This is a genomic window from Streptococcus sp. ST16, from assembly GCF_046098135.1.
Taxonomy (GTDB): Bacteria; Bacillota; Bacilli; order Lactobacillales; family Streptococcaceae; genus Streptococcus.
This window is the reverse complement of the sequence record NZ_JBJUSE010000012.1, coordinates 1-25,325: the sequence shown is the minus strand read 5'-3', so window position 1 is coordinate 25,325 and position 25,325 is coordinate 1. Positions and strand designations below refer to the sequence as shown.

General features: G+C 37.8%; 33 protein-coding genes. 3 read left to right on the top strand and 30 right to left on the bottom strand.

What is annotated here, in order from left to right; all coding sequences use genetic code 11:
• Positions 1-43: 43 nt before the first annotated feature.
• The 13 genes from ACIY14_RS07730 to ACIY14_RS07670 form a co-directional block, all read right to left on the bottom strand.
• Positions 44-517, bottom strand: a complete 474-nt coding sequence (locus ACIY14_RS07730; RefSeq protein WP_409002157.1) for a hypothetical protein — start codon at positions 515-517, stop codon at positions 44-46.
• 30 nt (positions 518-547) lie between these two features.
• Positions 548-763: a hypothetical protein gene (locus ACIY14_RS07725; RefSeq protein ID WP_409002156.1), complete on the bottom strand. Its 216-nt coding sequence runs from the start codon at positions 761-763 to the stop codon at positions 548-550.
• A 19-nt stretch (positions 764-782) separates the two neighbouring features.
• The gene (locus ACIY14_RS07720) at positions 783-1,151 is read right to left on the bottom strand and encodes a hypothetical protein (protein ID WP_409002155.1); all 369 of its coding nucleotides are present in this window, start codon (positions 1,149-1,151) and stop codon (positions 783-785) included.
• 57 nt (positions 1,152-1,208) lie between these two features.
• The gene (locus ACIY14_RS07715; RefSeq protein ID WP_061417048.1) at positions 1,209-1,481 is read right to left on the bottom strand and encodes a hypothetical protein; all 273 of its coding nucleotides are present in this window, start codon (positions 1,479-1,481) and stop codon (positions 1,209-1,211) included.
• 80 nt (positions 1,482-1,561) lie between these two features.
• Positions 1,562-2,020 carry a helix-turn-helix domain-containing protein gene (locus ACIY14_RS07710; protein WP_409002154.1) on the bottom strand — a complete coding sequence of 153 codons (459 nt, stop codon included), beginning with the start codon at positions 2,018-2,020 and terminating at the stop codon, positions 1,562-1,564.
• A gap of 3 nt (positions 2,021-2,023) precedes the next feature.
• Entirely contained in the window at positions 2,024-2,344 is a 321-nt protein-coding gene (locus ACIY14_RS07705) for a hypothetical protein (protein WP_409002153.1), read from the bottom strand.
• Positions 2,341-3,570, bottom strand: coding sequence for a replication initiation factor domain-containing protein (locus tag ACIY14_RS07700; RefSeq protein ID WP_409002152.1), 1,230 nt, complete (start codon positions 3,568-3,570; stop codon positions 2,341-2,343). Before ACIY14_RS07700 ends, ACIY14_RS07705 begins: the two co-directional genes overlap by 4 nt.
• A gap of 291 nt (positions 3,571-3,861) precedes the next feature.
• Complete coding sequence (locus ACIY14_RS07695) at positions 3,862-5,607, bottom strand: FtsK/SpoIIIE domain-containing protein (protein ID WP_409002151.1); 1,746 nt, start codon at positions 5,605-5,607, stop codon at positions 3,862-3,864.
• Positions 5,608-5,626: 19 nt separating this feature from the next.
• The gene (locus ACIY14_RS07690) at positions 5,627-6,088 is read right to left on the bottom strand and encodes a hypothetical protein (RefSeq protein ID WP_409002150.1); all 462 of its coding nucleotides are present in this window, start codon (positions 6,086-6,088) and stop codon (positions 5,627-5,629) included.
• Complete coding sequence (locus ACIY14_RS07685; RefSeq protein ID WP_084919874.1) at positions 6,088-6,390, bottom strand: hypothetical protein; 303 nt, start codon at positions 6,388-6,390, stop codon at positions 6,088-6,090. Before ACIY14_RS07685 ends, ACIY14_RS07690 begins: the two co-directional genes overlap by 1 nt.
• A 90-nt stretch (positions 6,391-6,480) precedes the next feature.
• Complete coding sequence (locus ACIY14_RS07680) at positions 6,481-8,262, bottom strand: LPXTG cell wall anchor domain-containing protein (protein ID WP_409002149.1); 1,782 nt, start codon at positions 8,260-8,262, stop codon at positions 6,481-6,483.
• A 493-nt stretch (positions 8,263-8,755) separates the two neighbouring features.
• On the bottom strand, positions 8,756-8,959 hold the full coding sequence (locus ACIY14_RS07675; RefSeq protein WP_409002148.1) for a hypothetical protein: 204 nt from the start codon (positions 8,957-8,959) through the stop codon (positions 8,756-8,758).
• Positions 8,949-9,170, bottom strand: coding sequence for a helix-turn-helix transcriptional regulator (locus ACIY14_RS07670; protein ID WP_409002147.1), 222 nt, complete (start codon positions 9,168-9,170; stop codon positions 8,949-8,951). The genes ACIY14_RS07675 and ACIY14_RS07670 overlap by 11 nt, the downstream gene beginning before the upstream one ends.
• Before the next feature lie 1,351 nt (positions 9,171-10,521).
• Here ACIY14_RS07670 and ACIY14_RS07665 point away from each other — a divergent pair.
• Both ACIY14_RS07665 and ACIY14_RS07660 read left to right on the top strand, forming a co-directional pair.
• Positions 10,522-10,857, top strand: coding sequence for a helix-turn-helix domain-containing protein (locus ACIY14_RS07665; protein ID WP_409002146.1), 336 nt, complete (start codon positions 10,522-10,524; stop codon positions 10,855-10,857).
• A 2-nt stretch (positions 10,858-10,859) separates the two neighbouring features.
• Positions 10,860-11,285, top strand: a complete 426-nt coding sequence (locus tag ACIY14_RS07660; RefSeq protein WP_409002145.1) for an ImmA/IrrE family metallo-endopeptidase — start codon at positions 10,860-10,862, stop codon at positions 11,283-11,285.
• Positions 11,286-11,392: 107 nt separating this feature from the next.
• Here the strand turns inward: ACIY14_RS07660 and ACIY14_RS07655 are convergent, their stop codons facing one another.
• The 17 genes from ACIY14_RS07655 to tgt all read right to left on the bottom strand — a co-directional run bounded on the left by ACIY14_RS07655 (position 11,393) and on the right by tgt (position 24,250).
• A complete protein-coding gene (locus tag ACIY14_RS07655) occupies positions 11,393-11,683 on the bottom strand; it encodes a hypothetical protein (protein ID WP_254726515.1) in 291 nt (96 codons plus the stop codon).
• Positions 11,684-11,721: 38 nt separating this feature from the next.
• Positions 11,722-12,099: a type II toxin-antitoxin system HicB family antitoxin gene (locus ACIY14_RS07650; protein ID WP_125828207.1), complete on the bottom strand. Its 378-nt coding sequence runs from the start codon at positions 12,097-12,099 to the stop codon at positions 11,722-11,724.
• A 40-nt stretch (positions 12,100-12,139) separates the two neighbouring features.
• A complete protein-coding gene (locus tag ACIY14_RS07645; protein ID WP_001131503.1) occupies positions 12,140-12,328 on the bottom strand; it encodes a type II toxin-antitoxin system HicA family toxin in 189 nt (62 codons plus the stop codon).
• Positions 12,329-12,699: 371 nt separating this feature from the next.
• Complete coding sequence (locus ACIY14_RS07640; protein ID WP_409002144.1) at positions 12,700-13,890, bottom strand: acetate kinase; 1,191 nt, start codon at positions 13,888-13,890, stop codon at positions 12,700-12,702.
• A gap of 50 nt (positions 13,891-13,940) precedes the next feature.
• Positions 13,941-14,894 (bottom strand): class I SAM-dependent methyltransferase, encoded by a 954-nt coding sequence (locus ACIY14_RS07635; RefSeq protein ID WP_409002143.1) that lies wholly within the window; start codon positions 14,892-14,894, stop codon positions 13,941-13,943.
• Between the two features lie 58 nt (positions 14,895-14,952).
• Positions 14,953-15,543: a class I SAM-dependent methyltransferase gene (locus ACIY14_RS07630; protein ID WP_409002142.1), complete on the bottom strand. Its 591-nt coding sequence runs from the start codon at positions 15,541-15,543 to the stop codon at positions 14,953-14,955.
• Positions 15,544-15,575: 32 nt separating this feature from the next.
• Complete coding sequence (gene comGG, locus ACIY14_RS07625; RefSeq protein WP_409002141.1) at positions 15,576-15,989, bottom strand: competence type IV pilus minor pilin ComGG; 414 nt, start codon at positions 15,987-15,989, stop codon at positions 15,576-15,578.
• Positions 15,967-16,428 (bottom strand): competence type IV pilus minor pilin ComGF, encoded by a 462-nt coding sequence (gene comGF, locus ACIY14_RS07620; protein ID WP_409002140.1) that lies wholly within the window; start codon positions 16,426-16,428, stop codon positions 15,967-15,969. Before comGF ends, comGG begins: the two co-directional genes overlap by 23 nt.
• Complete coding sequence (comGE, locus tag ACIY14_RS07615; RefSeq protein ID WP_409002139.1) at positions 16,391-16,693, bottom strand: competence type IV pilus minor pilin ComGE; 303 nt, start codon at positions 16,691-16,693, stop codon at positions 16,391-16,393. The genes comGF and comGE overlap by 38 nt, the downstream gene beginning before the upstream one ends.
• Positions 16,656-17,090 (bottom strand): competence type IV pilus minor pilin ComGD, encoded by a 435-nt coding sequence (gene comGD, locus ACIY14_RS07610; protein ID WP_409002138.1) that lies wholly within the window; start codon positions 17,088-17,090, stop codon positions 16,656-16,658. The genes comGE and comGD overlap by 38 nt, the downstream gene beginning before the upstream one ends.
• Complete coding sequence (comGC, locus tag ACIY14_RS07605; protein WP_409002137.1) at positions 17,053-17,376, bottom strand: competence type IV pilus major pilin ComGC; 324 nt, start codon at positions 17,374-17,376, stop codon at positions 17,053-17,055. Before comGC ends, comGD begins: the two co-directional genes overlap by 38 nt.
• A 1-nt stretch (position 17,377) precedes the next feature.
• Positions 17,378-18,394 (bottom strand): competence type IV pilus assembly protein ComGB, encoded by a 1,017-nt coding sequence (gene comGB / locus ACIY14_RS07600; protein ID WP_409002179.1) that lies wholly within the window; start codon positions 18,392-18,394, stop codon positions 17,378-17,380.
• Positions 18,342-19,283: a competence type IV pilus ATPase ComGA gene (gene comGA, locus ACIY14_RS07595; RefSeq protein ID WP_409002136.1), complete on the bottom strand. Its 942-nt coding sequence runs from the start codon at positions 19,281-19,283 to the stop codon at positions 18,342-18,344. The genes comGB and comGA overlap by 53 nt, the downstream gene beginning before the upstream one ends.
• 62 nt (positions 19,284-19,345) lie before the next feature.
• The gene (locus tag ACIY14_RS07590) at positions 19,346-19,711 is read right to left on the bottom strand and encodes a DUF1033 family protein (protein WP_000286397.1); all 366 of its coding nucleotides are present in this window, start codon (positions 19,709-19,711) and stop codon (positions 19,346-19,348) included.
• Positions 19,712-19,865: 154 nt separating this feature from the next.
• On the bottom strand, positions 19,866-21,017 hold the full coding sequence (gene nagA / locus ACIY14_RS07585; RefSeq protein ID WP_409002135.1) for an N-acetylglucosamine-6-phosphate deacetylase: 1,152 nt from the start codon (positions 21,015-21,017) through the stop codon (positions 19,866-19,868).
• 140 nt (positions 21,018-21,157) lie between these two features.
• Positions 21,158-22,975 carry an acyltransferase family protein gene (locus ACIY14_RS07580; protein WP_409002134.1) on the bottom strand — a complete coding sequence of 606 codons (1,818 nt, stop codon included), beginning with the start codon at positions 22,973-22,975 and terminating at the stop codon, positions 21,158-21,160.
• A gap of 132 nt (positions 22,976-23,107) precedes the next feature.
• A complete protein-coding gene (gene tgt, locus ACIY14_RS07575) occupies positions 23,108-24,250 on the bottom strand; it encodes a tRNA guanosine(34) transglycosylase Tgt (RefSeq protein WP_409002133.1) in 1,143 nt (380 codons plus the stop codon).
• 116 nt (positions 24,251-24,366) lie between these two features.
• Here tgt and ACIY14_RS07570 point away from each other — a divergent pair, with 116 nt between their 5' ends.
• Positions 24,367-25,224: a DUF975 family protein gene (locus ACIY14_RS07570; RefSeq protein WP_409002132.1), complete on the top strand. Its 858-nt coding sequence runs from the start codon at positions 24,367-24,369 to the stop codon at positions 25,222-25,224.
• Positions 25,225-25,325: the final 101 nt, after the last annotated feature.

Genomic DNA, 25,325 nt, shown 5'->3' with positions numbered 1-25,325 from the left:
CTCAATTTCTTCTTTACTCCTTATTTTCTACTTCCTTCAAAAATCAAAGATTAACCTTTCTATAAAATCCTTGAGGAGTATTCAAGATTTCTCCTTGATCCACAAATCCCTGAAAAGCTATTACCCAACTTCCAGTCTCACAGATATAATTTACAACAGATTGATAGTCCAATCCTTTTGTTACTTCAAAGAAAGTTTGCGCTTCATCTTTAGAACAAAATCTATAATATGTAGTCACAATTTGAGTTACAGGCACATAGCGCTGCAATTGAAATTTCACAATGAACTCGTCGCCATCATACAACTCCAGTACAGCTTTCTTCAGTAAATAAACCTCGTCCAGCGACATAATTTTATCAACTTCCCAATCCGTAATACCACAAATGAAAAAACTATCTTTGTCAATTTCTCTTTCATTCATTCTTTCAAGGACTTGTTCTTGACTGTACTTCATAATATCCAGTTCACAGAGAAATTCAAAATTTCCTTCTCTCAAAACTCTTATATTCGCTATCATCTTGATACAAAGTAACTTTTACTCCTTCCTTTAACCACTTTCCACTTGTTTATTCAACTGTTCCAAATCAGCAACAGTAAATACACCATATCCAATAAAGCCTGAACCCTCATAATCAACTATTTCAATAGTTTCATCATAAGAGCCAGTCAAACCAACATGAGACAATCTTCCAAAATACAAAGGCAAGCTAAACCAAGCCTGCCTTCCATTTTTTGGATTCTTAATTAAAACTTTTGAAGCCATATTCAATACCAGCTATTCTTTATTGCAAAAAGTACCAGCTATCGCCTTTATGACCAAGAAATATATAAGAATCTTCTAGCCGACTAGTAATTTCTTCTTCATGTTCTTCCACATACGCTGGTAAACGATCTTCATTGACTAACTGGTCATATTCTCCATGATTCAAAATCTTAGCACATTCAATCAATGCTTCCTGCGTATCAATTTCTATAAATGAATTGATATACACATTGTCAGGATTGCAACCATCAAACTGTCCAAACTCCACACCGTCAAAATGTTCATTTAAACGATCAATAATCTTCTCAGGTTCATCAAGCAACTTTTTTCCGAAAGTGTAATGCTTACACACATCAGAAAACTTATTATAGACAACTTTAATACTCATTTTTTCTCCTTCCAAAAAGAAAAAGGAAGCCAAACTTGACTTCCTTCACCATTTTAACTAAATTGAAGCACTACGCTCCAAATTGCTTCCAATCGCAAAAGCACGATTTGCAACTTTATTGTATGCCTTTTTCATATCATAATAACTCGCCAAATCGTTTTTAATACACTGAATTACTTGATAAGATAAAGTCAATTCTTCTTCATTCTTAAGAAGCCCATGCAACTCCCCTGCAAGTGACCAAGATTGTGAAAAATCTTTTTCCTTCAATTTTTTAGCAAGTTCATTCGACAATTCAATAACTTGCTTATCTTTTCCTTGTAATGCCATTTCAATTACCTCTTCATTCATTTTTTCTATTTTTTTATAACCTATCCTTAACTAAAAAGAAGGAGAACGTTTTTTCACTTTCATTTATCTCTCCCAAACAACCAATCCAACGAAATTTCAAAAAAATCAGCTATTTTTTCTAGTTTCTCATAACTAGGTTTACACTTACCATTTTCCCAATCACTATAAGAATTTCGCTTTATTCCGATTTGTTCTGCTAATTCTTCTTGACTAATTCCATGCTGTAAACGTAATTCTTTAAGTCTTGCTGAAAATAATTTCTTTTTTTCTTCTTCTTTTTCTTTTTTTAACTTTAAAAAGGTTTCTTTTGATATTTCTAAATAATCACTTAGTAAATAATCAATCGAAACATCAAATATACAAGCTAACAGACTTAAATTCTCATAACTAGGTTTGCGATTTCCACTTTCCCACTTTTGATAAACAGCTTGTTGTATCCCAAAAAAATCAGCAACTTCTTGTTGTGTAAATCCCTCTTTCTTCCTTAACATTTTTAATTTTTCATGAAATTTCTCCATATCTTATACCCATCTTTCTAAATGAAATCGTTCAATCAACTTTAAACATTCTTCTTCCATATCTTCTTTACTCCTTCTTAGCAACCCAAACCACAATAATTTTCTTTTTACATCAACTTCATTCGCTAAATACCTTTCATATTCTACATTCAAGCGTTTCAGTTCATCCCAATCACATTTTCTCTTTGTCTGATTGTACTTTTGTGATTGAAACTCAATATAGGCTTGATACTCTCTAGCAACCTTACTATCAATTACTCCATCATAAAAATTTCTGTCAGGAATCAAATAGACAATCTTTTCAATATCTTTATATTCAATCATGAAATCCCTCCCAACTGACTTTGAAGAAATTCTAGTTCTTTTCGTTGCCGTGGAGTAATTTCTCCTGAACTCATTATTTTTTTCATATTCTCTTGCATAAACAATCGATCAATCTCAGAAACATACACTAACGAATTAGAAACCTTCTCAACAAGCCATCTTATCGTTCTTTCTATAGAATAAGGCTCAGGACTAACTGAAAGTCTGATTGCTTCGTCATTTCCAAAAAGACTTTGCCACTTGCTATCATACATTCTAAAACCATGTTCATCAGTACCATCATAAATCTGAATCGCACCTTGAAATATCGACCTTGTCAACTCAGCAATCTCAGCACCTTCTAAAACTTCTGTAACAAACGACCTTGCCTTTCCTTGCGAAAATCGAACCTCATACCGATTCCATATCCCAAACAACCTTACGCTATCTGATACGCTTATCCCTTCTTTCTTTGCTATCTCATATCTTTTTTCATAAAAGTTAAAATACATTTCAGACTGCCGACTGCCAAGATAAATTGACAATCCTTGCCTATTTTCTATTTCTAAGGGATTCTCAAAATCAAATCCACCTCCACCAACAAATGAAAAATTTCTTAGATATGGCGAAACAATTTCTTGATTATAATATCTAGTCACTAGAGATGATAAATCAAAGTTATCTTTTGAATCTTCCTGAACCATTTCATCAACTGCAATATCTATCCTAGTAACGCTAAAATCATTTCCATAATGATTCTGAATTTTTTCTATAAAGTCAATCCAAGTTATATTTTCATTTTCAAGATAGACTTCTAACTGTCTGCAGCCTTGACCGCTTAATTGAACCGTAATTCTGTTTTTATCTTCTCCATTCTCACTGTACGAAGAATTAAATCCCAAAAACCAAATATCTCCATACCGATACAACAGTTCATATTTCATAAATGAGGTCGTTTCAGGTTTAGGCATTATATCAAATCCAAAAAATTCTTTCGCAACAAAATAGACATCAATTTCATTATGAAGTGTAAACCTGAAATAATCCACCATATACCTTGTAAGATTAGCATCACATCTTTTCAAGCTAAATTGATTTTTTATTTCTAAAAAATCTGTTTTCTTCAAAGTTCTATAACCATTCTCGTAAGCCTTTAGCGTAGAAACAGGAATACCAGTCTTTATCGATAATTCTTTTCTTGTCATTTTTTGTTCTTTTCTAAACTCTTTTAACTCTCTTCCGTCCATTTCTCCTATAAAACTCCTTATTTTTACTAAAAGAGATACAAGAAATTGCAAAAAGGACACACCTTGAAGGCACGTGGCTGTAAGTGCGAAGTGCATTTTGTAACTCTTGTTACCCACCTATTAGAATAGGTGGGTTAATAAACATAGTCCAGCTAAAAATGCGGTCGGTGCGGTGCATGGGTTCGCCTACGGCTTCACCCCTGCTTTGCACCTACATTTTTAGCTGGACTATACTTAATAAAAAATGCCCCTAAAAAGGGGCACCAACACTATTCTAATAAAAAGGAAAGGTTAATCTCCAAAGTATTCGGAAACTAACTCACTCCAACTTTTATTAGATTCTTCTCTATCATCTATCATTTTTGAAAATAATTCCTCTGAATCTTTATCCAAAAAGATTTTACCTTCTCTACGCTCAAATGAATAAGTCCCCTGTTCTTCTATTTTTTGAATAACATTTCTCAAAATATTAGAACGAATACCTTTTTCTAAAGCAAAGTCTGATAGATAGACACCTTCAGTATCATCATTTTCTTCATTTTCTTTTTGCTTACTAGACAGCAATTCTTGAACCAATTCAGGGCTAGCTTTTTTAACAGTTCCTTTATCTAGTTCTTCTTTCGCCTGCATTTCTTCCTGTAAGGCTTGTTTTTCTTCTTCAGAAAGCACAGCTTCAGGATTTTCTAAAGGATTGAAAAGATTTTCTCGTCTTTCAATCTTCTCATATTCATCATAGAAAGAGAATTTCTTTTCAAGCAACGGTGAATAGAATTCCCTTGCTACTTCTCCATAAACACAAGCATAACCCCGGCCATAAACACGCTTACCACCTACAAACTTCACATACTTAAATTCTTTATTTTTATTGATATCACCAAACGTTAGATCATAACTAATCTCGTCCAATCGTCCAACAGAAATACGAAAGTTAATGTTAGCTTGCAATTTTGAACCTAAATCTTCTCTTGCAGGCTTCTGCATAGCTAAGATTCCAAAACACCCAGCTTGCCTTCCAAGAAGCAAGAATAGGCTCATAGCATTGTCTAAACGCTGTCTAGTTTGAAAGTCTAACATAGCAAACAAAGCATTATATTCATCACATACTAAGAAATAAGGCTCTAAACCGTACTCATAATACTTCTTCATATCCTTATCACCATTTTCAGCACGTTTTTTACGAATATAGGCATATCGTGCAAACATAATATCTACTGCCCTTTCAACCATAGCTACAATATCTTCTGAATTATAGAATATTCTACCTTCAAAAGCCTTCTGTTCTGCCATAGTCACAAAATCAGCTTGTTTTGGATCACCAATATCAGTAACACCAACTTTTGCCAATGCACGAATCAACGTTCTTAAAAGTACAGTCTTACCTCCACCAGTACCACCGACTACTAGCAAATGAGGGTCGTCAACAGGATTCCAATAGAGATTCTTCATCAGTTGAATACCCTTATCAGAATAGTTGACATCAGTTACCTTGATACGATTCAAAAAAGCAGAATAGGCAAGTTTATAGGTCTTAAACTTTATATCGTCCTGAACTTCCATAAAGTCCATAAAAAAAGTTGTTTCTAACTCACTACCAATCTTCTTAAATTTCTCTTGAAACTTGTTACCAGCCATTTTAAAGGCTACATCAAGATCATAGCGATTCTGTTTCATATAGACAGCAGGAAAGACAATCTTATCAATAGTACCTGATTCACGCTTAACCTTCTTTGTATAGGTATAGCCATTCTCTTTCAAAAAGAAAGCTAATTTAGACAATCTTTCTAACTTTTGGAAAAGAAAGAACCTTTCTTGTGAAAACCAAGTTAGGTAAATACTTAAAACAATAAATACTACCAATAAAATCACAAGAATCACAATAGCTGCTATATCTAAACCCTTGATTTTATCAAAATTTAAATACCCATAGAATACAAGCACAGGACTAAGCAGCAAAAAGAAAAAAGAAAAGATAAAGTATCTAAGATTCACCATATAAGGCTTGATCTTAATTCCCCTATATGCAGGAAATAAACCCATATCTTTTCTCCTTTACTAACTAGCCTTTATGCTCTTGCTTTTGTTCTTGTTTCTGCTCTTGTTTAGATTGAGTACCACCAACTTTTTTAAGTTTATCAACTACAAAAACAAAACGGTGCTTGTTAGGTTCTACTTGATTACGATCAGCCTTACGCATACCGTGATATGCAATAAGCAAAGTATCAAAATCAACAACTTCTTGATAACCAAAATTCAAAGCGTTAATTTCTTCTTCTGATTGTTCAGTTACTTTCAAGAAAATAACATCTTCTTGACCTTCTGAATAAACAAGGACTTCAACTCCATCATAGTCACCTTCACCAGTTTCAAGATCAATGTTTACAAATTGAGCGCCTTCATTCTTAATGAATTTACAAGTACCCAAAACTTCTTTTGGATTCAACAATAAATCATTCAAAATACGATATTTTTTTGAAAAAATTTCTACACGATTTCCAAGTTCTAGTCCATTTTTAGCCATTATTTGTTACCTCCTACACGTTTAAGTCCTTTAGCCAATACATTAGTTGAAGCAGAGAAATTTGTACCTTCTACATAATCTTCCAAGAAAGATGGTTCAATAGCTTCAACTTCTTCATTTACTTTATAAGTTGCCATATCTTTTGGAGTGATGATAGAAAACTGACCATGTTTTGCATTCATCACAATATGTCTTGTTCCATCAAACGGTTTACCTTCAACAATTGCTGGTGCTTTTTCAGAACCAACATAATTCGCTTTTCCAATAGCTTCGGGATTAAATTTAAAGTTTTCAATTTTCATTCTATTTTTCCTTTTCTATTTACAGTTTTTACAAAAATAAAAAGGTGGTAGTTCCTGTTACTCTACCACCTTTTATAACATTAAACTATTTTATTCTGCTTCTTTCTTACGCTTCACACCCACTAGACCTAACATTGACAAGATACCAGTACCAACATAACCAAGCATACTAGAAGCTGTTCCAGTTTCAGGCAATGATGGCTTATTAGGTTCTTGTGGTTTTTGTGGTTCAGGAGATTCAGGGGTTACAGGAACTTCCTTAACGTAAGCCTTATGATATTCTACTTCCACTTGTTTTTCTTGTGGTACAGGAACATAAGGTTTAATTTGAACGTATGGTTTAGGAGTGTATTTTGGATCATTGTATTTCTCAATAGAAATAGGCTCTTGCTTAACTTCTTTTTGAGAAGCACGACCAAACAAACCACCCACGATAGAATAGCTTGTATCAGAAGTGTTTGAGTGAATGAAAGTAAAGTTAATCTTTTGACCTTTAGCAAATGACCAACCAATACCATTAGAATCAAGCACCCCTGCTGTACTTTGTGATTCTGCTTCATCATTAGCAGTAAATGAGTTACCACTTTGTGTGATATTCTTACCAGTTGTCACTTTTGCACCATCTAGACTAGACACATCAATAACTTGATTGCTATCAACATCATTTACAGTTACTTCACTAACGTTATCAGAATCAGTCAAAACTCCAACAGTCACCATTTTAACCCAGCCTTGACGATCGTTACGGTAGGCACCTGAGGCACCACCTCCACCTTGACCATCAACACCTCCTCCACCGTTAGCTTCACCAGCGCCAGCAGAAATAAAGACACCATATCCAATACCACCATCTTCACCTGCCCACAAGGCTACATAACTACGAATAAATCCTGATTCAGCAGATGGTGTAATATTGCTAAATGTTAAGGTCACATCACCATTAGTAGTGTTCTTAACTTTAATTTTAATTGTTCCACTCTTATCATCAAGAAGGAACACATTATCAAAGCTAGCATCCAAGTTAGTATTACGAGCATACCCTTGAATAACATTAGCTGTATAGTCAGGAGCAACAGCCTTAGAACCACCTGAAATAACTTCAAAAGTAGTATTAGCATTAGCAGTCAATCCTGTTTGAATCGACTTAATCACTTTACCAGCGTTAGCCTTATTCCATGCATCAACAGTCTTTTGATCCTGGGCATAGTTACCAGTGAATTTCAAGCCTTTAGCTTCCATGATAGCTTTGTCTTTAGCTTTGATTCTTTCAGCTTCCAGCTTTTCTTTCTTGAACTTAGCTTCATTAGCTGTATTTTCTTTCTTCGCTTGCGCATTGTAACCATCAACAGTTTTCTTATCTTTTGGATAATCACCTGTATGTTTCAAGCCAGCTTTTTCCATAGCAGACTTATTGTCAGCATTGATTTGATTGTTTTGACCTTTAGCTGTTTCAATTTCCTTGATATTCAGCTCTTTTTCAGCAATCTTCTTGTCAATTTCATCAACTTGCGCTTTTTCATCTGCCTTAGCTTCTGCCTCCGTATCATAACCAACTTTTTCTTTTTCAGTTACTTTAATACCTACGCTTTTTGCTTTTTCAACAGCAGAATCCAAGTTTGGTGATTCAACAGGTTTAACAGTTTCTTCTTTTTTAGCTTCTACTTTTGAATCAGCTTTAGCTTCTTTTTTAGGCGATTCAGCAGGTTTAGCAACTTCAGTAGTTGCAGGTGATGATGGTTTTACTTCATCAGCAGAAACATTCCCGTTAGTTACCATAGCCATCATAGCAAGAGCCAAAATAACACCACAAGCACCAGCAACTTTAGTCTTACGAATAGAACCAAAAGCCTTATATTCATTAGTTTTAAACATTAATTATTTTCTCCTTTTTTCCTTTTTTATTTTAAATAATGTTTTTTTCTTTTTCGACCTCATTCATTAGATGGTGAACGTGATCGTTTATAAATAACTACTATCATAAATTCTCCTTCATTCTCAAAATAAAAAAGCCAGTAAAACTGACTCTTAATCAACACACCTATTTAAAATAACATTTAAAATTCGATAATCACTCCATCTTCTCTAAAACGATTATATGTTCTTTCAATCTTAGAAATTATCTTACTGTAATAACTTCTAGTCAACTGACCTACAGCATACAACTGATAATACAAATCATCACAACATTTTTTAGAAGATACATAAACATCAGCACCATTTTTTACATGAGCATAGATTTTCAAATTCCAGCAGAATCGACTATAAATTCGGTTATACTCTTTTATGATCCATTCTTCTGAATAAGTTCTTAAACCTTGACCCTCTTTATAACCATACTCTTCGATTTTAATACACCTCTTTCCTATTACTCAATCCTTTCTACTAGGTCAAGTAAGAATCGCTTCACTTCACTCTTATAAACATACTTAGTATTATCATCAACACTAAAGCGAATCGTTTCTTCATATTTTTTTCCTTTAGTCAACATTATTACCAATCCATAAGAAAACTGATGATGACAACCTAGATTATCTAAATCTTTAGTTGACAAGACGTCTTCACGCTTCACAGCGAATTTTTTCATCTACATTGATAAAATCATCAACTTTGCAGTTATAAAGGTAAGCTAACTTATACAGCTTATCAAGACTAGGTTCACGTTCTCCACTTTCATAACGTTTATATGCTTTCTTTTGGATTCCTAAAAAGTTTGCCAAATCATCTTCTGACTTATTATTTCTTTCTCTAAATAGAATCAATGCTTTTGATACGTTTATCATTCTTACATATTACCTCCGAAATCTAATACAGAATCCGTAACAATCATAACAAAATACAACATCAAAGAAGCATAAACAGAACCTACAATCATATAGAAAATCATAGGCGGAACAGCGTTCCAAATCATCACTCTTACAAGTATAGAAACTTCCTTAAATATCTCATTTATCATCTTTTCTCCTCTTCAACTCTTTCTACTCATATTGTTAGTTTACATAAAGGAATACTTCTTATATTCCCTTGTGAAAACTAACAATACTTTCAATCTTTATCAGGACAAGACCTGTTTTATAAAAATCTAGTTATTGTTAATTTTTGCAAAAATAAAAAGGCTTATTTTCAAAGCCTTTTTACGTTCCATTCCAAGTTACACATAATCTCACTCTTGCTTCACATTCTTCAACCACACCGTTCTCGGCCATCAATTCCACTTTCTTATTTTTAATAGAATATAGCAATATAAAAATGTATGCTCCTATCTTCGCATACTTTCAGAATATCTCTCGACATTCCTACTCTCTTCGCCAAGGTCACAAATTTAAGGATAACTCAATATCCCCTCTTTCTTACCCAAAAGCATTAGCAAGATTTTACTCTCACACACCGACCATACAACACATAGACCTCACTATCTCACTCTAGCTACCTTCTAAGAAGTATCATTGACTGTACCACAGCCATCAGTTCCCTTTTCTTATCTACTAAGGCAAAAGGACGAAAAACCCAACGTGAACTTTACAAACTCTAAACTCCTTGCCAACCCCATTTACTTATGGTATAATAATACCAATTCACCAAAAACAAAATATCGTAAACAGCTTAGTAAGATGGAAACACACTTTGCTGGATTTTTGTTTTCAAAAAAATTAGAAAAGAGAACATTATGGTTGAAATTATTACTAAAACAATATCCATCATTTACAACATTATGAAGTTGTTAGTCCGCCTTTACATTAAATCTTTTGAATACTACCCCAAAACGACAACTTTTTGCACAATCTATGCAATTGTACGTTATCTGTTTTTCCCTTAGTCCTACTAAGAAAAGTCAGCAAAGAGTTTAGAATCTATAAAGTTTTGTAGATACATTTCATGAAACATACCTACAATCAAACAAAACTTGACATTTTCCTAAAATTCACATATAATTAAATTGCTACATTTAATCGTGTTAGTCAATGCTCGTTGTTGTCTGACACGTTTTTTATTAAATTTTCAAAGTTCAACTCTTTTAGTTTTTTATGTAATCAACTGATTACATAAACTATTATACAATCAGTTGATTACTTTGTCAATACTTTTTTTAATTTTTTTTAAAATTTTTTACTTTATTTCAAAAAGGTACAAATTATGGAATTTAAAGATAGACTAAAAGAAACTCGACTGAATAAAAAACTAACTCAAAAGGAAATAGCAAGTCACTTCAACACATCTCCTCAAAGCTATGCACAGTGGGAAAAGGGACTAAGAAAACCATCAGCAGAAAATTTACAAAAACTAGCAGACTTCTTCAATGTTTCCACAGACTATCTTTTAGGTAAAACAGATATTCCTGATCTTGACTTAGAGGTTGACATAGACAACGCTATTGATAATTCAGTCGCTTATGATGGTACACCCATCACAGATAACGATAGAGAAATCATCAAGAACTTTCTAAAAGACTACTTTTCTAATAAGAAATAACTATGAATCTAAACAAAGTTATAAAAGAGATTGAACAATTAAACTGTCAAGTTATCACTCTTAACAACTTATCAAGCAAAGGTAGATATATCCTTGTAAACAACAAACACTTCATCTTCTTACGTTCTGACACAACAGACATTGAGAAAATAAATATACTTTTACATGAAAAACATCATCTCATCAATGACGACTGCAACAACTCACTTTCACAAATAGACACCTATAAAAATCATATAGAGAATGATAGTGAAAAGGCAAGAATCCTAGACTTTATGAGCTTAGTCAACAATGAATATCCTATAGATGATAGTTTCAACTTTCAAAACTACCTTATAAATGCTGACATTCCTGCAAAATACGAAAACTACGTCAAAGAAATAGCCACCGATTTCTACAATGAAAACAAAAAAAATAACATTATCTAAGATAGTGTTATTTTTTCTATTCCCGAACAAATTTTGAATACGTGTTTGAACATTTTGACCTAAAATACGAATTAAATATCCAGGAATATTTGAATTTCCTTCGCTTTTTACTCTAAAATCACAGTTCCCCAAAGTTCATCATTACAAGACACAAACAACTCATTAACTGTACTAGCGAGAGAGAAAAATCCGCCTTTTCCCTTTTTACACAACATAAATTTAACAAAATAGACTTCTAAATCCGCCTCATATTCTTTGTTAATCGTCATAACCTCATCAAAATCCATCTTATCTAACTGATCCGGATGCTCTTTCAAAAAGTCCTTCACAAAATAATTAAACTTTGAAACCATATTTTTTGGAAGTCTATCGTGATAATTTATCTCTTTAATTTCCATATTCTATCTCCTTAAGCATCAATAACTATTCCTTAAAATCAAACTTGCAATTTCTTCTCTAGCGCTTGCGCTAGCACTTCTGAATAGTTAATTTTTTCTCGATCAGCAAGACGGACTAGCCATTCAGGAACAGTCACATTCTTCCTAATCGCCTTATTACTTCTCACAAAAGGCGCAGGATCAACTTGAATCATTGATACAAAACCATCTGAAACCTCAATCTTTAAAATATCACTCGGAGTAGGCAACGCCATCCCTTCATCGATATAAGAAGCTAAAATATTTTCAAGCATTTCACGGGCATTTCTCATCGCTTCTTCGATATTTTTTCCTTCTGTACCACCACCAAATTCTGGAAATTCTACCCAATATCCTGTTCCTTCTTTATGAAATATAGCTGGATACGTTTTTAACATTCTACTACCTCCAATGTGAAAAGACTTAGGAATGTAAGACTTACAATCCTAAATCTTTGAGAATCTTTCTTTCCAATCCCTTTCCCAAATCTTCATTTCCATGAACTGGAATAGTGACAAGATAAGAAAAACCCTCCTTCTTAAAATGATGATGACTACCCCTTTGACGAACTTCAACCCATCCATTCTCAAGGGCTAGTTTCACCATTTCTTTTCCTGTAAGTGGCATATATCGTTGTTACCTCCTTACATTTACTATTATACACATTATGCGTATGACTGTCAAGTTAAAATAGACCAGTTTCACTCAATAACTACAAAATAAAACAGACCAGTTTCCTGATCCACTTTATTCTATATTCATTGACTAAAAATATACATTCCTTGGTTAGTTTTTGGTTAGTTTCTTAAAAAATACAATTCTTAATTCTTCAATCCTTTTAAAATCAAAAAATCTAACTTCCTCTTTAAATTACTACTATTATACCATATTTTTTGAAAAAGCCAATAACAGCAAGGCTTTAGACATTTCCTACATAAAAAAAGCTGGAAAATCTCTTTCCCAACTTCTTTTCACAATCAAATTTTACGTGTATTTACTTATTTTTTCAAGCGCTCAACATCGCGTGCAATCACCAATTCTTCATCTGTTGGAATAACCAAGACACGTATTTTCGCTTCGTCCGTTGAGATGTCTCCCGTTACACCAAAGACATTCTTTTCTGGATCTACATCACAACCAAACCAAGAGATACCTGAAATGACATCCTCACGGAAATTTGCTGCATTTTCACCGATACCTGCTGTGAAGATAATTGCATCTGCTCCATTTAGGACTGCAAGATATTGGCCAATATGTTTTTGGATACGATCAACATACATTTCATAAGCTAAAGTCGCATCATGGTCTCCTGCTTCCATGGCAGCAATCACATCACGCATATCGCTTGACTGACCAGAAACTCCCATGAGCCCTGATTCACGATTGAGAATGTGGCTAATATCTTCTGGGGTGTTGAAATCCTCTGTATATTGCATGAGGTAAGGGATGATAGCAGGGTCAATATCTCCTGTACGAGTTCCCATCATCACACCTCCAAGTGGTGTGAATCCCATAGAAGTATCCACAGACTTCCCACCCTTAACAGCTGTGATAGAAGCCCCATTACCAATATGGCAGGTAATCAATTTCAAATCTTCTAGAGGACGGCCCAAAAGTTTCGCTGCTTCTCCTGCGACAAACTGGTGGCTTGTCCCGTGGGCACCATATTTACGAACCTTGTTTTCTGTGTAGTATTTAGTTGGTAGAGGGTAGCGATAAGCCTTTTCTGGCATGGTTGTGTGGAATGAAGTATCGAATACAACAACACTGGTAATATCTGGAAGCAATTCCTTAAATGCACGAATTCCAGCTGCGTTGGCTGGATTGTGAAGAGGAGCCAAGAGTCCCAACTCCTCAACTTTTTCTATCACATCTCCCTCAACAACTGTTGATTCCTTGAAATATTCACCACCTGCAACGACGCGGTGTCCGACACCTGTAATCTCGTCGTACCCTTTGATGATGTCAAAACGAATCAAGTCATCCAATAAAATTTTAACGGCTTGTGTATGGTCTTCAATATCAAGAATTTGTTGTTCCGAACGACCGTCAAATTTTACTGTTGAAATTGAATCTTTCAATCCAATACGTTCAATCAAGCCTTTAGCCAAAACCTTTTCCTCAGGCATTTGATAAAGTTGCCATTTCAAGCTTGAGCTTCCGGCATTGATTGCAATTGTTTTTGTCATAAGATGATACCTCTTTTTAAGCGTTTTCATCTATTATAACAAAATCTCTTTTATATTTCAGTACCTTTGCTCCAATTTTGAAAATTTTCTTTAAAGGTCAACAAAACTGACGGATCTTGCAAGCTAGTAAGAGGGTAAACAAAGGGTTCTATTTCCTTGTCTCTTTTCTTCTGTAAGACAAAAATACTTTTAGCTTGGCTTGCAGTTGAGAAAATATCCTCCGGCAGAGCGATGATAGCAGCCAGACTCACTTCGTCTTTGAGCCACCCTTTTAACAAATCACTTTGAGGACTGGTCAATAAATCACTCGGAGCTAGAAAAATAGCATAGCCATTTGACTTAAGGTACTTGAGGCCTTGTTCCATCAGCAAATGGTGGGCATAGGTATGCTCTTGACTAGAAGCCACTTGATAGCGTGAAGCGATGGCATCGTCTGGGTAATAGCCAACAGGCAAGTCGCTAATGACCACGTCGCTTTCTTTAAGCATTTGCGGACGAACGGCATCTCCTTGAACAAAACCAGCCTGCAAACCAATCACATCTGCCATACTGGCTGCCGAATCAATCAGCAAGTCATCCACTTCGATTCCCAAGTAATCTACTTTTTTAGAGAGAGAAGTCAAGAAAGTGGCCCCTAAAATCCCCATACCAGAACCTATTTCGAGGATGCTAATTTCCTCTTGTTCAAACAACTCTTCTACAACAAGTACCAAGAGGAGGGCAATGGCATCCGGCGTAAACTGGTGATTGGCCTGTAAAAGCTCCGTTTGTCCCGCCTTCATCAAGAGAAACTGGTAGGTCTTGAGCCACTCTTCCTTACGAAGTGCTAGGCGCTTAAGGGCTTGATTGTTCTCCTTGACCTGCTCCAGCTCTGTCTCGCCATCCAAATAGATGCTGTTTTGCTCTACCAAGGCGTCATAAAAGTTGGTCGCCAAATCACTTTGGATGACTTGGACATTCTCTAGTAAATACGTATAAGCTTGTTCAATTTTTTCAAAATCCATATTCCTATCTTATCAAATTTCCCTCCTTTTTTCCATCTGAAGAGAAAAAATCACTGCTTTAGTCAGCGAGTGATTTTTGGGCTACAGTTAAAAAGAGTTCTGCGTAATTTCCTAGGAAAAGACCTTCAGCACTATAGAGAATCTGACTGTCAATGCTTGAAAAACCATTCTGAGCGAGCTTGGTTTCCAGTTCAGCTAAATCAAAACCATGATGGTTGGTATCTGTCTTGACAAAATCAGCGATGAGAACTTGTCCCTTCTCCCTAAGGTGATGGTAAAACATGGCAAGAGTTGCATCTAGATCAGGCATATGATGAAGAACCCGACTGACAACAATCAGGTCAAATTGCTGTTCCAAGGGATTTGCCAGTAAATCCTGCTCCAAAAACTGGATATTCTTGATGTCTTGTTGCTCTGCTTTCAAACGGGCTTGCTCCAGCATTTTCTCCGAGATATCTACAAGGGTAACCGACTTGGCCTGCTTGGCTAGGGGCAAGGCTAACAGACCCGTCCCACCACCAAAGTCCAGTATTGCCTTGTCTGATAGAAGAGCAATCTGTTTTTCAATTGCTTGACAAACCAAGTTTGCAAGAAAGATATTTTTGGGCGAATCAAAGGTTTCTGCTTTGTGATTAAAATCGTGTTTCATGCTTTTAGTGTAACACAAAGAAGTTGAATTGCCTAGGAATTGGCTTTCTTTTCTGCCTTATCTTCTGTTTTTTGTTGATTTTGTTCTGGGTTTGAATCAGTCGCTACCTGTTGCTTTTTATCCGTTTTCTTGTTCTTGGGTTTCATCGAAGGAAAGAGAAATTCATAGTTGCCCTTATTCATACGAACACTTGTTGCAAAACCTGTTTTCGTATTGTGATACGTGACTTTTCCTAAGTTGAAGACTCGTTCCCCACTTTCTTGTTCAACCTTATCTTTACTTCGCTTGGCCATGGCAAAAGCGATCAACTTTTCTTTGTTTAGGGCAAAGTCTTTGTGATGAGCTACTTGCCGATTCAAATAAAACTGCAACAAAAGGCTAAAAATGGCTGCCATGGTGACTGCATATAAAAGAACGCCTGCCTTAACTTTTTGCTTTTTCCACACGATAGATGAATTCCCTTTCTAAGCCTTTTTGAAATTGGAAACGAAAGCGAACCAATTGATTTTCCTCTGTGATTTGTGCTGATTTGAGGCCATAAACCATTGGTTGGTAACCTCGTCCACTGCTATCGGTTTTCCGAAAATCATCTGAAGCTGACTTCCCTAAGGCAAGATCTTTACCATCCTGTTTCATATAGAGGCGATTGCCTTCTACCTTTTCAAACTGCGAACGCTCTAATTCAGCCTCTAGCTGATCCACAAACAAGAGCCACTCCTTTTGCTCGCTTTGTTGCTGGTAGCGAACTTCTGAAATGAGGAGCTGACTCATGGCTTGAAAGAGAAGTAAACCACCGCTAATGACGATAAGCGCAAGCAGAGATTCTAAAAGAGTGAAAGCTCTGACCTTACTGCTCTTTAAGATCCAGCAATTTCTCTGAACCATGGTAGACCTCCAATCCTTTTTCACTAGCAAATGCCTGAATCTCAACTCCATTTATGTTTACCTGATTTTGCCCTGTTTGCAAAGCCATCTTCGCCACACGCAAGACTTCTTCCTTTTGCAAGATTTCTGCCTCTTCCTGCCTATTTTTCTGGATTTGTCCCAAAAGAAGAGTCGCAATGCTGGCAAACACGGCTAGAGCAACTACTGCTTCTAGTAAAATCACTGCCCTAATTTTTTGTTTCCTTAATGCGTTTAATTTTTCCATTTCCTAGATATAATTGATAGCGAATCGCTCCTTTGCTGGTCTGAAATTCAACCTTAGCCAGGGACGAATTGCCCCCAGCTCGGTCAAATATAATGCTTTGTCCTGATGGTGACTGAATCCCTTTAGGAACAGTCAAGTTTTGATTGCCATTGCTGATGGTCTGTCCATCTAAATTCAAGCTAGTCTTTTGCTGACTGGCTAGACTGCGTTTTTGCGTTTCCCGATAGAGTTCTTCAAACTCCATAAAGAAAATCTGCTCTTCCACTGCTGCAAAACCGGACTGAACAGAACCGGACAAGCCCAAGGCAAGGATACTCACAAGTCCCAAAACAAGGAGACTTTCCAGCATAGTAAAGGCCTTAATCTGCAACAGTTTGACTTGTTTTTTGTTGTGCATGGTATTCTTTATAAGCCTTGGCTTGCTCAGCTGTGATGCGACCGTCCGCCTGTAATTTGCTTAAGCTAGCATCTTCATTCTTGTCCAGACTATAGAGCTCTGCCTGACTTTCCACAACCTTGACAACAGCAGCTTTTCCTTTATCATCTACGACATCCTTTTGCTTGGTTAAATTGGGCACAAAGAGCAAGAGGAGTACGCTGATGATTAAAAGGACGACCAACATTTCTACCAAAGTGAAAGCTTTAACCTTGGCTTTTTTTAAATTTGTCATGAGTTTTTTCATTTTAAAAATTTACCTCCATATTTTGATACATGGGCATGAGCATTGCCGCATAAAGTAAAACGATAATCAGGGCCACAAAGATAAAAACCAGTGGCTGTACTAAGTTCATGGTGCGGTTGACTCGGGTAAAAAAGGCTTCCCAAGTTTTTTCAGCATAGATTTCCAACTCACTCCCCAGCTTGGACTTGACTTCCCCATACTCGATGATGAGACTCAACTCCTTTTTAAAGAAAGGATAGGTCGCTATTGTTTGAGAAAATTCGCGACCATTTTGCAGGGCTTGAGCCAAATCTTGACCGATTTCTTTAAGGAGCTGGGAACCTTGTTCCTGCATGATCTGAAAAATCTGCGTCAGCTCCATCCCCTGTGAAATCATATTGCCCCATTCACGCGCATAATAGGCCGTCAGATAGGTCTGGACAAAGATTCCCAGAAAGGGAAATTTTGCCAATATCGAAAAAACGCGCATCTTAGAACTTCTTTTATAGAAAGTGAGGGCTAAAAGTAGAGACAGAGAGCAAACCAACACTAGTCCAAGAAAAATTTGTGGCAGATTACCGATGATTTGGGTGGCGATATTGCTACTGTCCAGTTGAGGTAGCAAATAGTTTCTCAACCCCAGCATGATTAGCAGAAGAAATCCCAGCAAAATCAGGGGATAAGTCGCCACTTCGATTAACTTTTTCTTGACCTTAGCCAAATTATCCAAATATTCTTCTATCTTTCCCAAACTCAGATGAAGATTCCCATGAACTTCAGCTAGAGATAATTGGGTCACAATAGCACTTGAAAACCCCAAACTGTTCATCATTTCTGAGAAAGATTTCCCCTGAGACAATCCCTGGTGCATCTGGGCCACATAGTCCTTTTCCAGCAAGGCACTTCTCCCCAAGAAAGAAATAATTTCCACCAAATGAAAGCCACTGGAAAAAAGGTTGTTAAACAGGGTGATGATTTTCTTCTGCTTAGCTGTAGCTAATTTTTTCCGTTTCAGCCTGAAGACTTGTGATATGTCCATCTTTAAGAAGCTGGTCAATCTGCGCATTCCACCTGGTTGGCTGATGTTCTTGATAGTCTTTGTTTGCAAAGTCAACGATTCCTCCTCCCCCAATTAATCTCTGGTAGCAGACTCCTTGCAAGACAACTGCTAGTTCCTCCTCCGTCACCCCCAACTCCAGAAGACGTTCATAAACACCTCGGATACTCTTGGCATGAATGGTTGAAAAGACCGTCGCACCTGTCAAACTAGCTCTGACCACTGCACGCGCCGTCTCACTATCCCGAATTTCACCGATAATCAAGAGGTCAGGACGATGCCGGAGAGACAGTTTGATCAGATTTTCATAGGTCAAGCCAATCGCCTCATTCAACTGCAACTGGAGCATGTCTTCCTGCTTGATTTCTACTGGATCTTCAATGGACATGACCTGCTGCCCCTTAAACAGAGACTTGGCTAATTCGTGCATCAAGGTCGTCTTGCCACTGCCGACTGGACCTGCAAAGAGATAGAGGCCCCGTTGCCTGTACTGCCCACCCAGTTCGTTCATATCCTGAAACCAGAAATGTAGCTCCTGCTCCTCATCGTGCAACAAACGAATAACCAAACTCTCATGTCCCCGATAATCTCCCACGGTAGACAAACGCAGAGAAGACTTCTTCTCCCCATACTGATAATCGCAAGAGCCCAGCTGACTGCGCCTCTTCTCTCCTACGTTCATACCCGCCACAAACTTAAAATGACTAATCACAGCAGCTAAAACATCAAACTCATAGGAGGCAACTAGACACCGCTCGTCTCCAACCCGCATGTGAAGTTCATAGGACTTTTCCTTGGGGATAAAATAGATATCCTGAGCCTTCTTTTCTTTCGCAGTAGCAATAATTTTCTGTGCAATTTCTTGTACCATACCGCCCTCCTTATCTAACTATTCGCAAAAAAATAAAAAAAGCAACTTAAAAAGTTACTTTTTTATCTCCATTTCATACGGCAAGAACGGTGTTTTTCTTGACCTGTTTGTTTTTCATAACCTGGACGTAGCTTTTCATCGGGGATGACTTGCTCATCCTGTAAAAGTGCCAAAGAATGGTACTGCTGCAAATACTCATTACACTCATCACACCAGCGTTTATCAGCAGGATCCCAAAAAATAGTCATCAAATCACTCCGACTCTTATAAAGAGGATTCTTCTTTTCCAGCTCAAACCAGCATGATTTATAATATTTTAGAGCATCATAATACTTGTCAAAAGATTGACTCATGATGACATCTTCTTCCCAACCTTCTATGAACCACCACGGTTCAAAGTCCCCATACATTTCTATAACACGATACATTCTTACTACTTCCTTTGTACCGTATATTATATCTAATTTTTTAATACAAGAAAAGGATTTTGCTTGTTTTCCACATTAGAAATTTCTTTAATCCTATTATTTTCATCTGATAATAAAAATAGGAGTCCCTTATTGACCCCTATTTTTTATCTTCTTAGGCTTGATAACGTTTCACACCATCTAGGTAGGTTGCTACCAATTCCAAATCTTTATCTAGGACGATAAAGTCAGCGTCATAACCTTCACGGATTTGACCACACACATCATCAATGTGAACTGATTTAGCTGGGTTGAGGCTGGCCATCATGACTGCTTCATGCGGATTCGCAATGCCCCATTCGACCACATTCTTCAAACCATCTTTGAGTTTGAGGATAGAACCTGCCAAGTTACCTGTCGATTTGAGGCGAGCCGTTCCATTTGCAACGACAACTGGGAATTCTCCCAACATATAGTCGCCGTCTTCCAATCCACCAGCTGTCATACAGTCTGTGATAAGGGCAATATTTTCAGTTCCCTTTTGCTTGAGCAAAATGTCACAGGCCTTTGGATCTACGTGGTGACCATCACAAATCAATTCAGCGTAAGTATGTGGCAATTCATACATTGCTCCCACCATACCGAGCTCACGGTGAGTCAACCCACGCATCCCATTGTAGGCATGTACCCAAACGCTTGCTCCAGCATCGACTGCTTTTTTAGCTTCATCAAAAGTCGCATTTGAGTGTCCAAGAGCAACCGTTACGCCTTCTCCAGTGATAGTTCGTACAAAGTCTTCTACACCTTCACGTTCTGGTGCAAGGGCAATTTTATTGAGTAAACCATTGGCTGCTTTTTGCCAAGCACGAAACTCATCCATACGAGGGTCTTTCATATAGGCAGGGTTTTGAGCCCCCTTGTATTTCTCTGTGAAATAAGGCCCTTCAAAATAGATCCCACGAATCTTGGCTCCACTTGCTTCCTGGTAACGAGCACCGATATTTTCAGTTACCGCAAGCAACTGCTCGTAAGAGGAAGTCAACGTCGTTGGCAAGAAGCTGGTAACTCCTGTGCTAAGTAGTCCTTCACTCATGGTATGAAGGGTACCTTCGATGTTATTATCCATGACATCCACACCGCCAAATCCATGAATGTGGGTATCCACAAGTCCTGGGGCAATGCTATAACCAGTATAGTCAATCACCTCAGCTCCTTCAGGAATCTGTTCTACATGTTTTCCAAACTTGCCATCCACAAGTTCCAAGTAACCACCACGACAAACTCCGTGTGGGTAGAAAAACTGATCCGCTTTAATATAATTAGGCATAATGATAACCTCCTTAAAAGATTGATTCTACAATTTATTATGTCAATTACATTATAAACCTTTCTTTTTCATTTGTAAATGGTATAGACCTATTTTCTAGAGATATTTTAAAAGAGCTGGATATCTCCAACTCTTTGATTTTATTTTGATTTTACAGGCAGTTCTTGAGCGGCATTAACAGCAGCTGCAATCGTCTCTGCGTAAAGTTTAGCACCTTCTTCAATCATGCTGCTATCATTTCCAAAGTGGACTTGGTCAGTTCCAGCCCAGATTTCAGGGTGTTCCTTAGCGACCTTATTCCAGTCAGCAATGCTCACATAAGGATTCTTTTCAGCTAATTCCCGCGCATAAGCCGCATACTGCTCCACTGATGCATAAGTGTCCTTGCTCTTGTCTCCCTCATAAGGTGTCACCAGTATCAGATGGTGTCCTTTCGGTAGATTGTTCACGATGCTGTCCAAATCATTCTTATAACCTTCAGGATTGTTGACTCCCGTTGCAATGACAACCGTTTTTAGAAGCGCCTTGTTCTGACTGTTATTGAGCATGATGTCATTGGCTTGCTTGGTCGTCCGACTAACCTGAGCATTGATATTTGCATCAGGAAGCGCCTCTTTTAAGGCTGTATTGGCACGTAGAGTCACTGAATCTCCTATTAGGCTTGTTCCCTCAGAAATTCCTAGGCGACTGACTTCAGCTTGTTCGGCAAGAGTCTTTGTTTGTCCTATATTGGTCTGAGCTTGCTTGAAACCATTGACCATCAAGTCTGTCTCAAAAGCTCCAACCTGAGGAGCCATAGCTATGATAATCAAGGTAAGTAAGGAAAGGACGCCCACAACACTAGCACTAATGGGTCTGATGTGATGCAGTTTAGTGATTTTTCTAACCAAAGCATTGGTCTTACCGGCAATCAATGGCTCAATAATATAGAAGGATAGGATAGCAAAGAAATAAGAAAAGATGATTGTCAGAATAACAGCAGGCAAATTACTCATCAACTGAGAAAAGATAATATAGAAAGGCCAGTGGAAGAGATAAACCGCATAGCTGGTATCCGCTAGAAAAGTGATTATCCGAGGCTCTTGTATCTCAGGCGTTTTCTCATGCAAGACACGCGCAGCAAAAATCATGATCACGGCCGCTAAACTTGCCAGTAAGAAACCAAATAGATAAGCGAACAGGTAGGTAAACTTGACAAAGAAGGTCAAGAGTACTAATACCAAGAGGCCCGCAGTAAACACCAGTAGATTTTGACGAAGATCCCACGTCCGATCAAACTGCTTAACTAAATCGCTCGTCTGACGAACACCCACAACCGTCGCCAAAATGCTTCCTAAAAAGAAGGGATAGACATGGGTTAAACTTGAAAAGTAGACAGACGAATGAGAACTAGCCATGAGACTACCAATAAACATAGAGAAGAAGCTGAGAATGAATGCTCCCGCAGAAAGGAGAAATACCATCCCTCTCAATTGACTGCTAGATTTCGAACGTTTCGATAAGAACCAAACCGCCAATCCCCAAAGAATGTAGTAGTGAACCTCAACAGCTAGACTCCAGTTATGAACAAAGAGATGCGGAATGAACTGGGATTCGTAACTTCCCCCTGTTAACATCTCATAGAAGTTGGTCATGAAACCAAAAACTCCCGCAATCTGACCGCCAATTCCAGCAACATAGTCTTGGCGAACTAAGAGGGTAAAGGGCATGGTCACCAAAACCATCAGAACCACAGGTGGTACGATGCGGTAAAACCGTCTCTTAAAAAAGCCCAGTAAATCAATCTGGCGTTTTTTCCCAAATTCTTCTAAAAGGAGGGAAGTGATTAAAAATCCTGAAAAAGTGAAAAAGACATCTACCCCAAAGAAGCCTCCAGGAAAGATTGTTTGAAAGAAGTGATACAAGAGCACTAAAAGTAAACCTGTAATCCTAATCAAGGAAAACCATTTAATACGCATACGAGTTTATTCTCCATTAAATTAGGAAGTAAAAACCACCTAATTCCCATTCCATTATACTCCCTATTCTATCAAAAAAATAGGAAAAATCCTAAGAGAAAACTTAGGATTTTAGCATTCTATTTTTACACTTTAGAAATTGCGATCCGACTTATTGTAGCCATATTTTTCTACAAAATACTCACGGAATTCCAAGAGATTATCATCCATGATGGCTTGACGAACCTGCTTCATCAGATTGAGCAAGAAGTAGAGGTTGTGGTAGCTAGTCAAGCGGATACCGAAGGTTTCATCAGCCTTGAGAAGGTGGCGAAGGTAGGCGCGTGTGTAATTCTTACATGTGTAGCAATCACACTCAGGATCCAATGGCGTAAAGTCCTCAGCAAACTGAGCATTTTTGACAACCAAACGTCCTTGACTGGTCATACAAGTACCGTTACGAGCGATACGAGTCGGCAGGACACAGTCAAACATATCCACCCCACGAATCACTCCATCGATCAAGCTATCTGGTGCTCCCACGCCCATCAGATAGCGAGGTTTGTTTTCAGGCAGCAGTTGGGTTGTGAAGTCCAAGACGGCATTCATCTCCTCGTGGGTTTCTCCCACTGCCAAACCACCAATAGAGTAGCCTGGAAAGTCCATACCAACAAGATCATGCGCTGATTGGCGACGAAGATCTTCAAATCCTGCCCCCTGTACAATCCCAAATAAACCTTGGTCATGTGGACGACGGTGAGCCTTCAAACCACGTTCAGCCCAACGACTAGTACGCTCGATGGATTTCTTAACGTAGTCGTAAGGTTGATAAAACTGAGGACATTCATCAAAAGACATCATGATGTCTGAGCCTAGATTGTTCTGAATAGAAATGGCCTTTTCTGGCGATAGAAACATCTTGGAACCATTGAGATGGTTTTTAAAGGTTACTCCTTCTTCTGTGATATTTCTGCTATCTGCTAGGGAATAAACCTGAAAACCCCCACTATCCGTCAAGATGGGCTGGTCCCAATTCATGAACTTGTGGAGACCACCTGCGCGTGCGATGAGTTCATCTCCAGGACGAAGCCAGAGATGATAGGTATTGGACAGGATAATTCCTGATCCCATCTCCTTCAACTCCTCTGGTGACTGGGTTTTTACAGTAGCTTGGGTCCCAACCGGCATAAACATAGGTGTCGGGAAGGTGCCGTGAGGGGTGATGATTTCTCCTAGACGAGCTCCCGTGTGTTTTTCTTTCTTAATCAAACGGTATTTGATTGGTGAATCTGACATTTTCTACCTCCGAAGCTGGGAAAGACAGTCCCAGTTCATACTTTGTGCCCAAAGGCATACTGTATGATTTTATCAAAAAAAGCTGGAACTGTCACGAACTATGGTATAATGAGAGAATGAAATACCCAAAAATTGATTTAAAAACTATTCGTCTGCAGACTAGGCAATTTCAGGCTGAAAATCCCCGCCTCCTTCTGGTCTATCTCCTTCCTAGTATGCTGGTCATCTTGTCGGGCTTTCTCAACCCCTTGGCTCGTCTCCAAGAAAGTGTTTTAGAACAATCCTTTTTCAGCATGCTGGCACAAGTGCTCCAAGCCTATCTCTTCCCGCTAGTGGTTTCTTTTGTGAGCACGATTTTTCTAGCAGGTGCTGCCTTTACGACACTCCGACTCCTCAAAGATCCTGATACGGAACTTTCAGTAAAATCAAGCCTGGCCCTCTTTGCTGAAGAGCGCTTCTCGCAAACCTTCCTAACTCTGCTCCTCAAACGTTTCTACCTCTTTTTATGGAGCATTCCAAACTTAGTAGGCATTTATTTTCTCTTTTATAGCAACCTATTGGCTCGGAGATTTGTTGCCCTACATCCAGAATTTCCAAAACTAGACCTCTCATCCATTGAAACGGAGCAGTTCCTTCTGACCTTTGGGCTCTACTTTTTCGCGAGTCTCATCTTGATGATTGTGGGCAATATCCTCTACATTCCACAACATTATGCCTACTCGCAGGTAGAATTCCTCCTCTGCGACACTCTGGATTTAGGACATGCTAAACCCCATCAAATCCTGAAAACCAGCCGTTTCTTGATGAAAGGTTACAAATTTCAACGCTTTGTCCTCGACCTACAACTACTCCCTTGGTACTTCCTCAACTGGATTACTTTTGGAATTGCTAGTTTTTCACTCCTTCCCTATATCCAAAACAATCACATCTTCTTTTACAGAGCCCTACTAGCCCGTAAACGTCGAAATGGATAAGAACCTACAAAACCCAGTGTCCTGATGAACTGCACCCCAAAAGTTAGACAGAAAAAATCTAACTTTTGGGGTGTTTTATTATGAAATTGAGTTATGAAGAT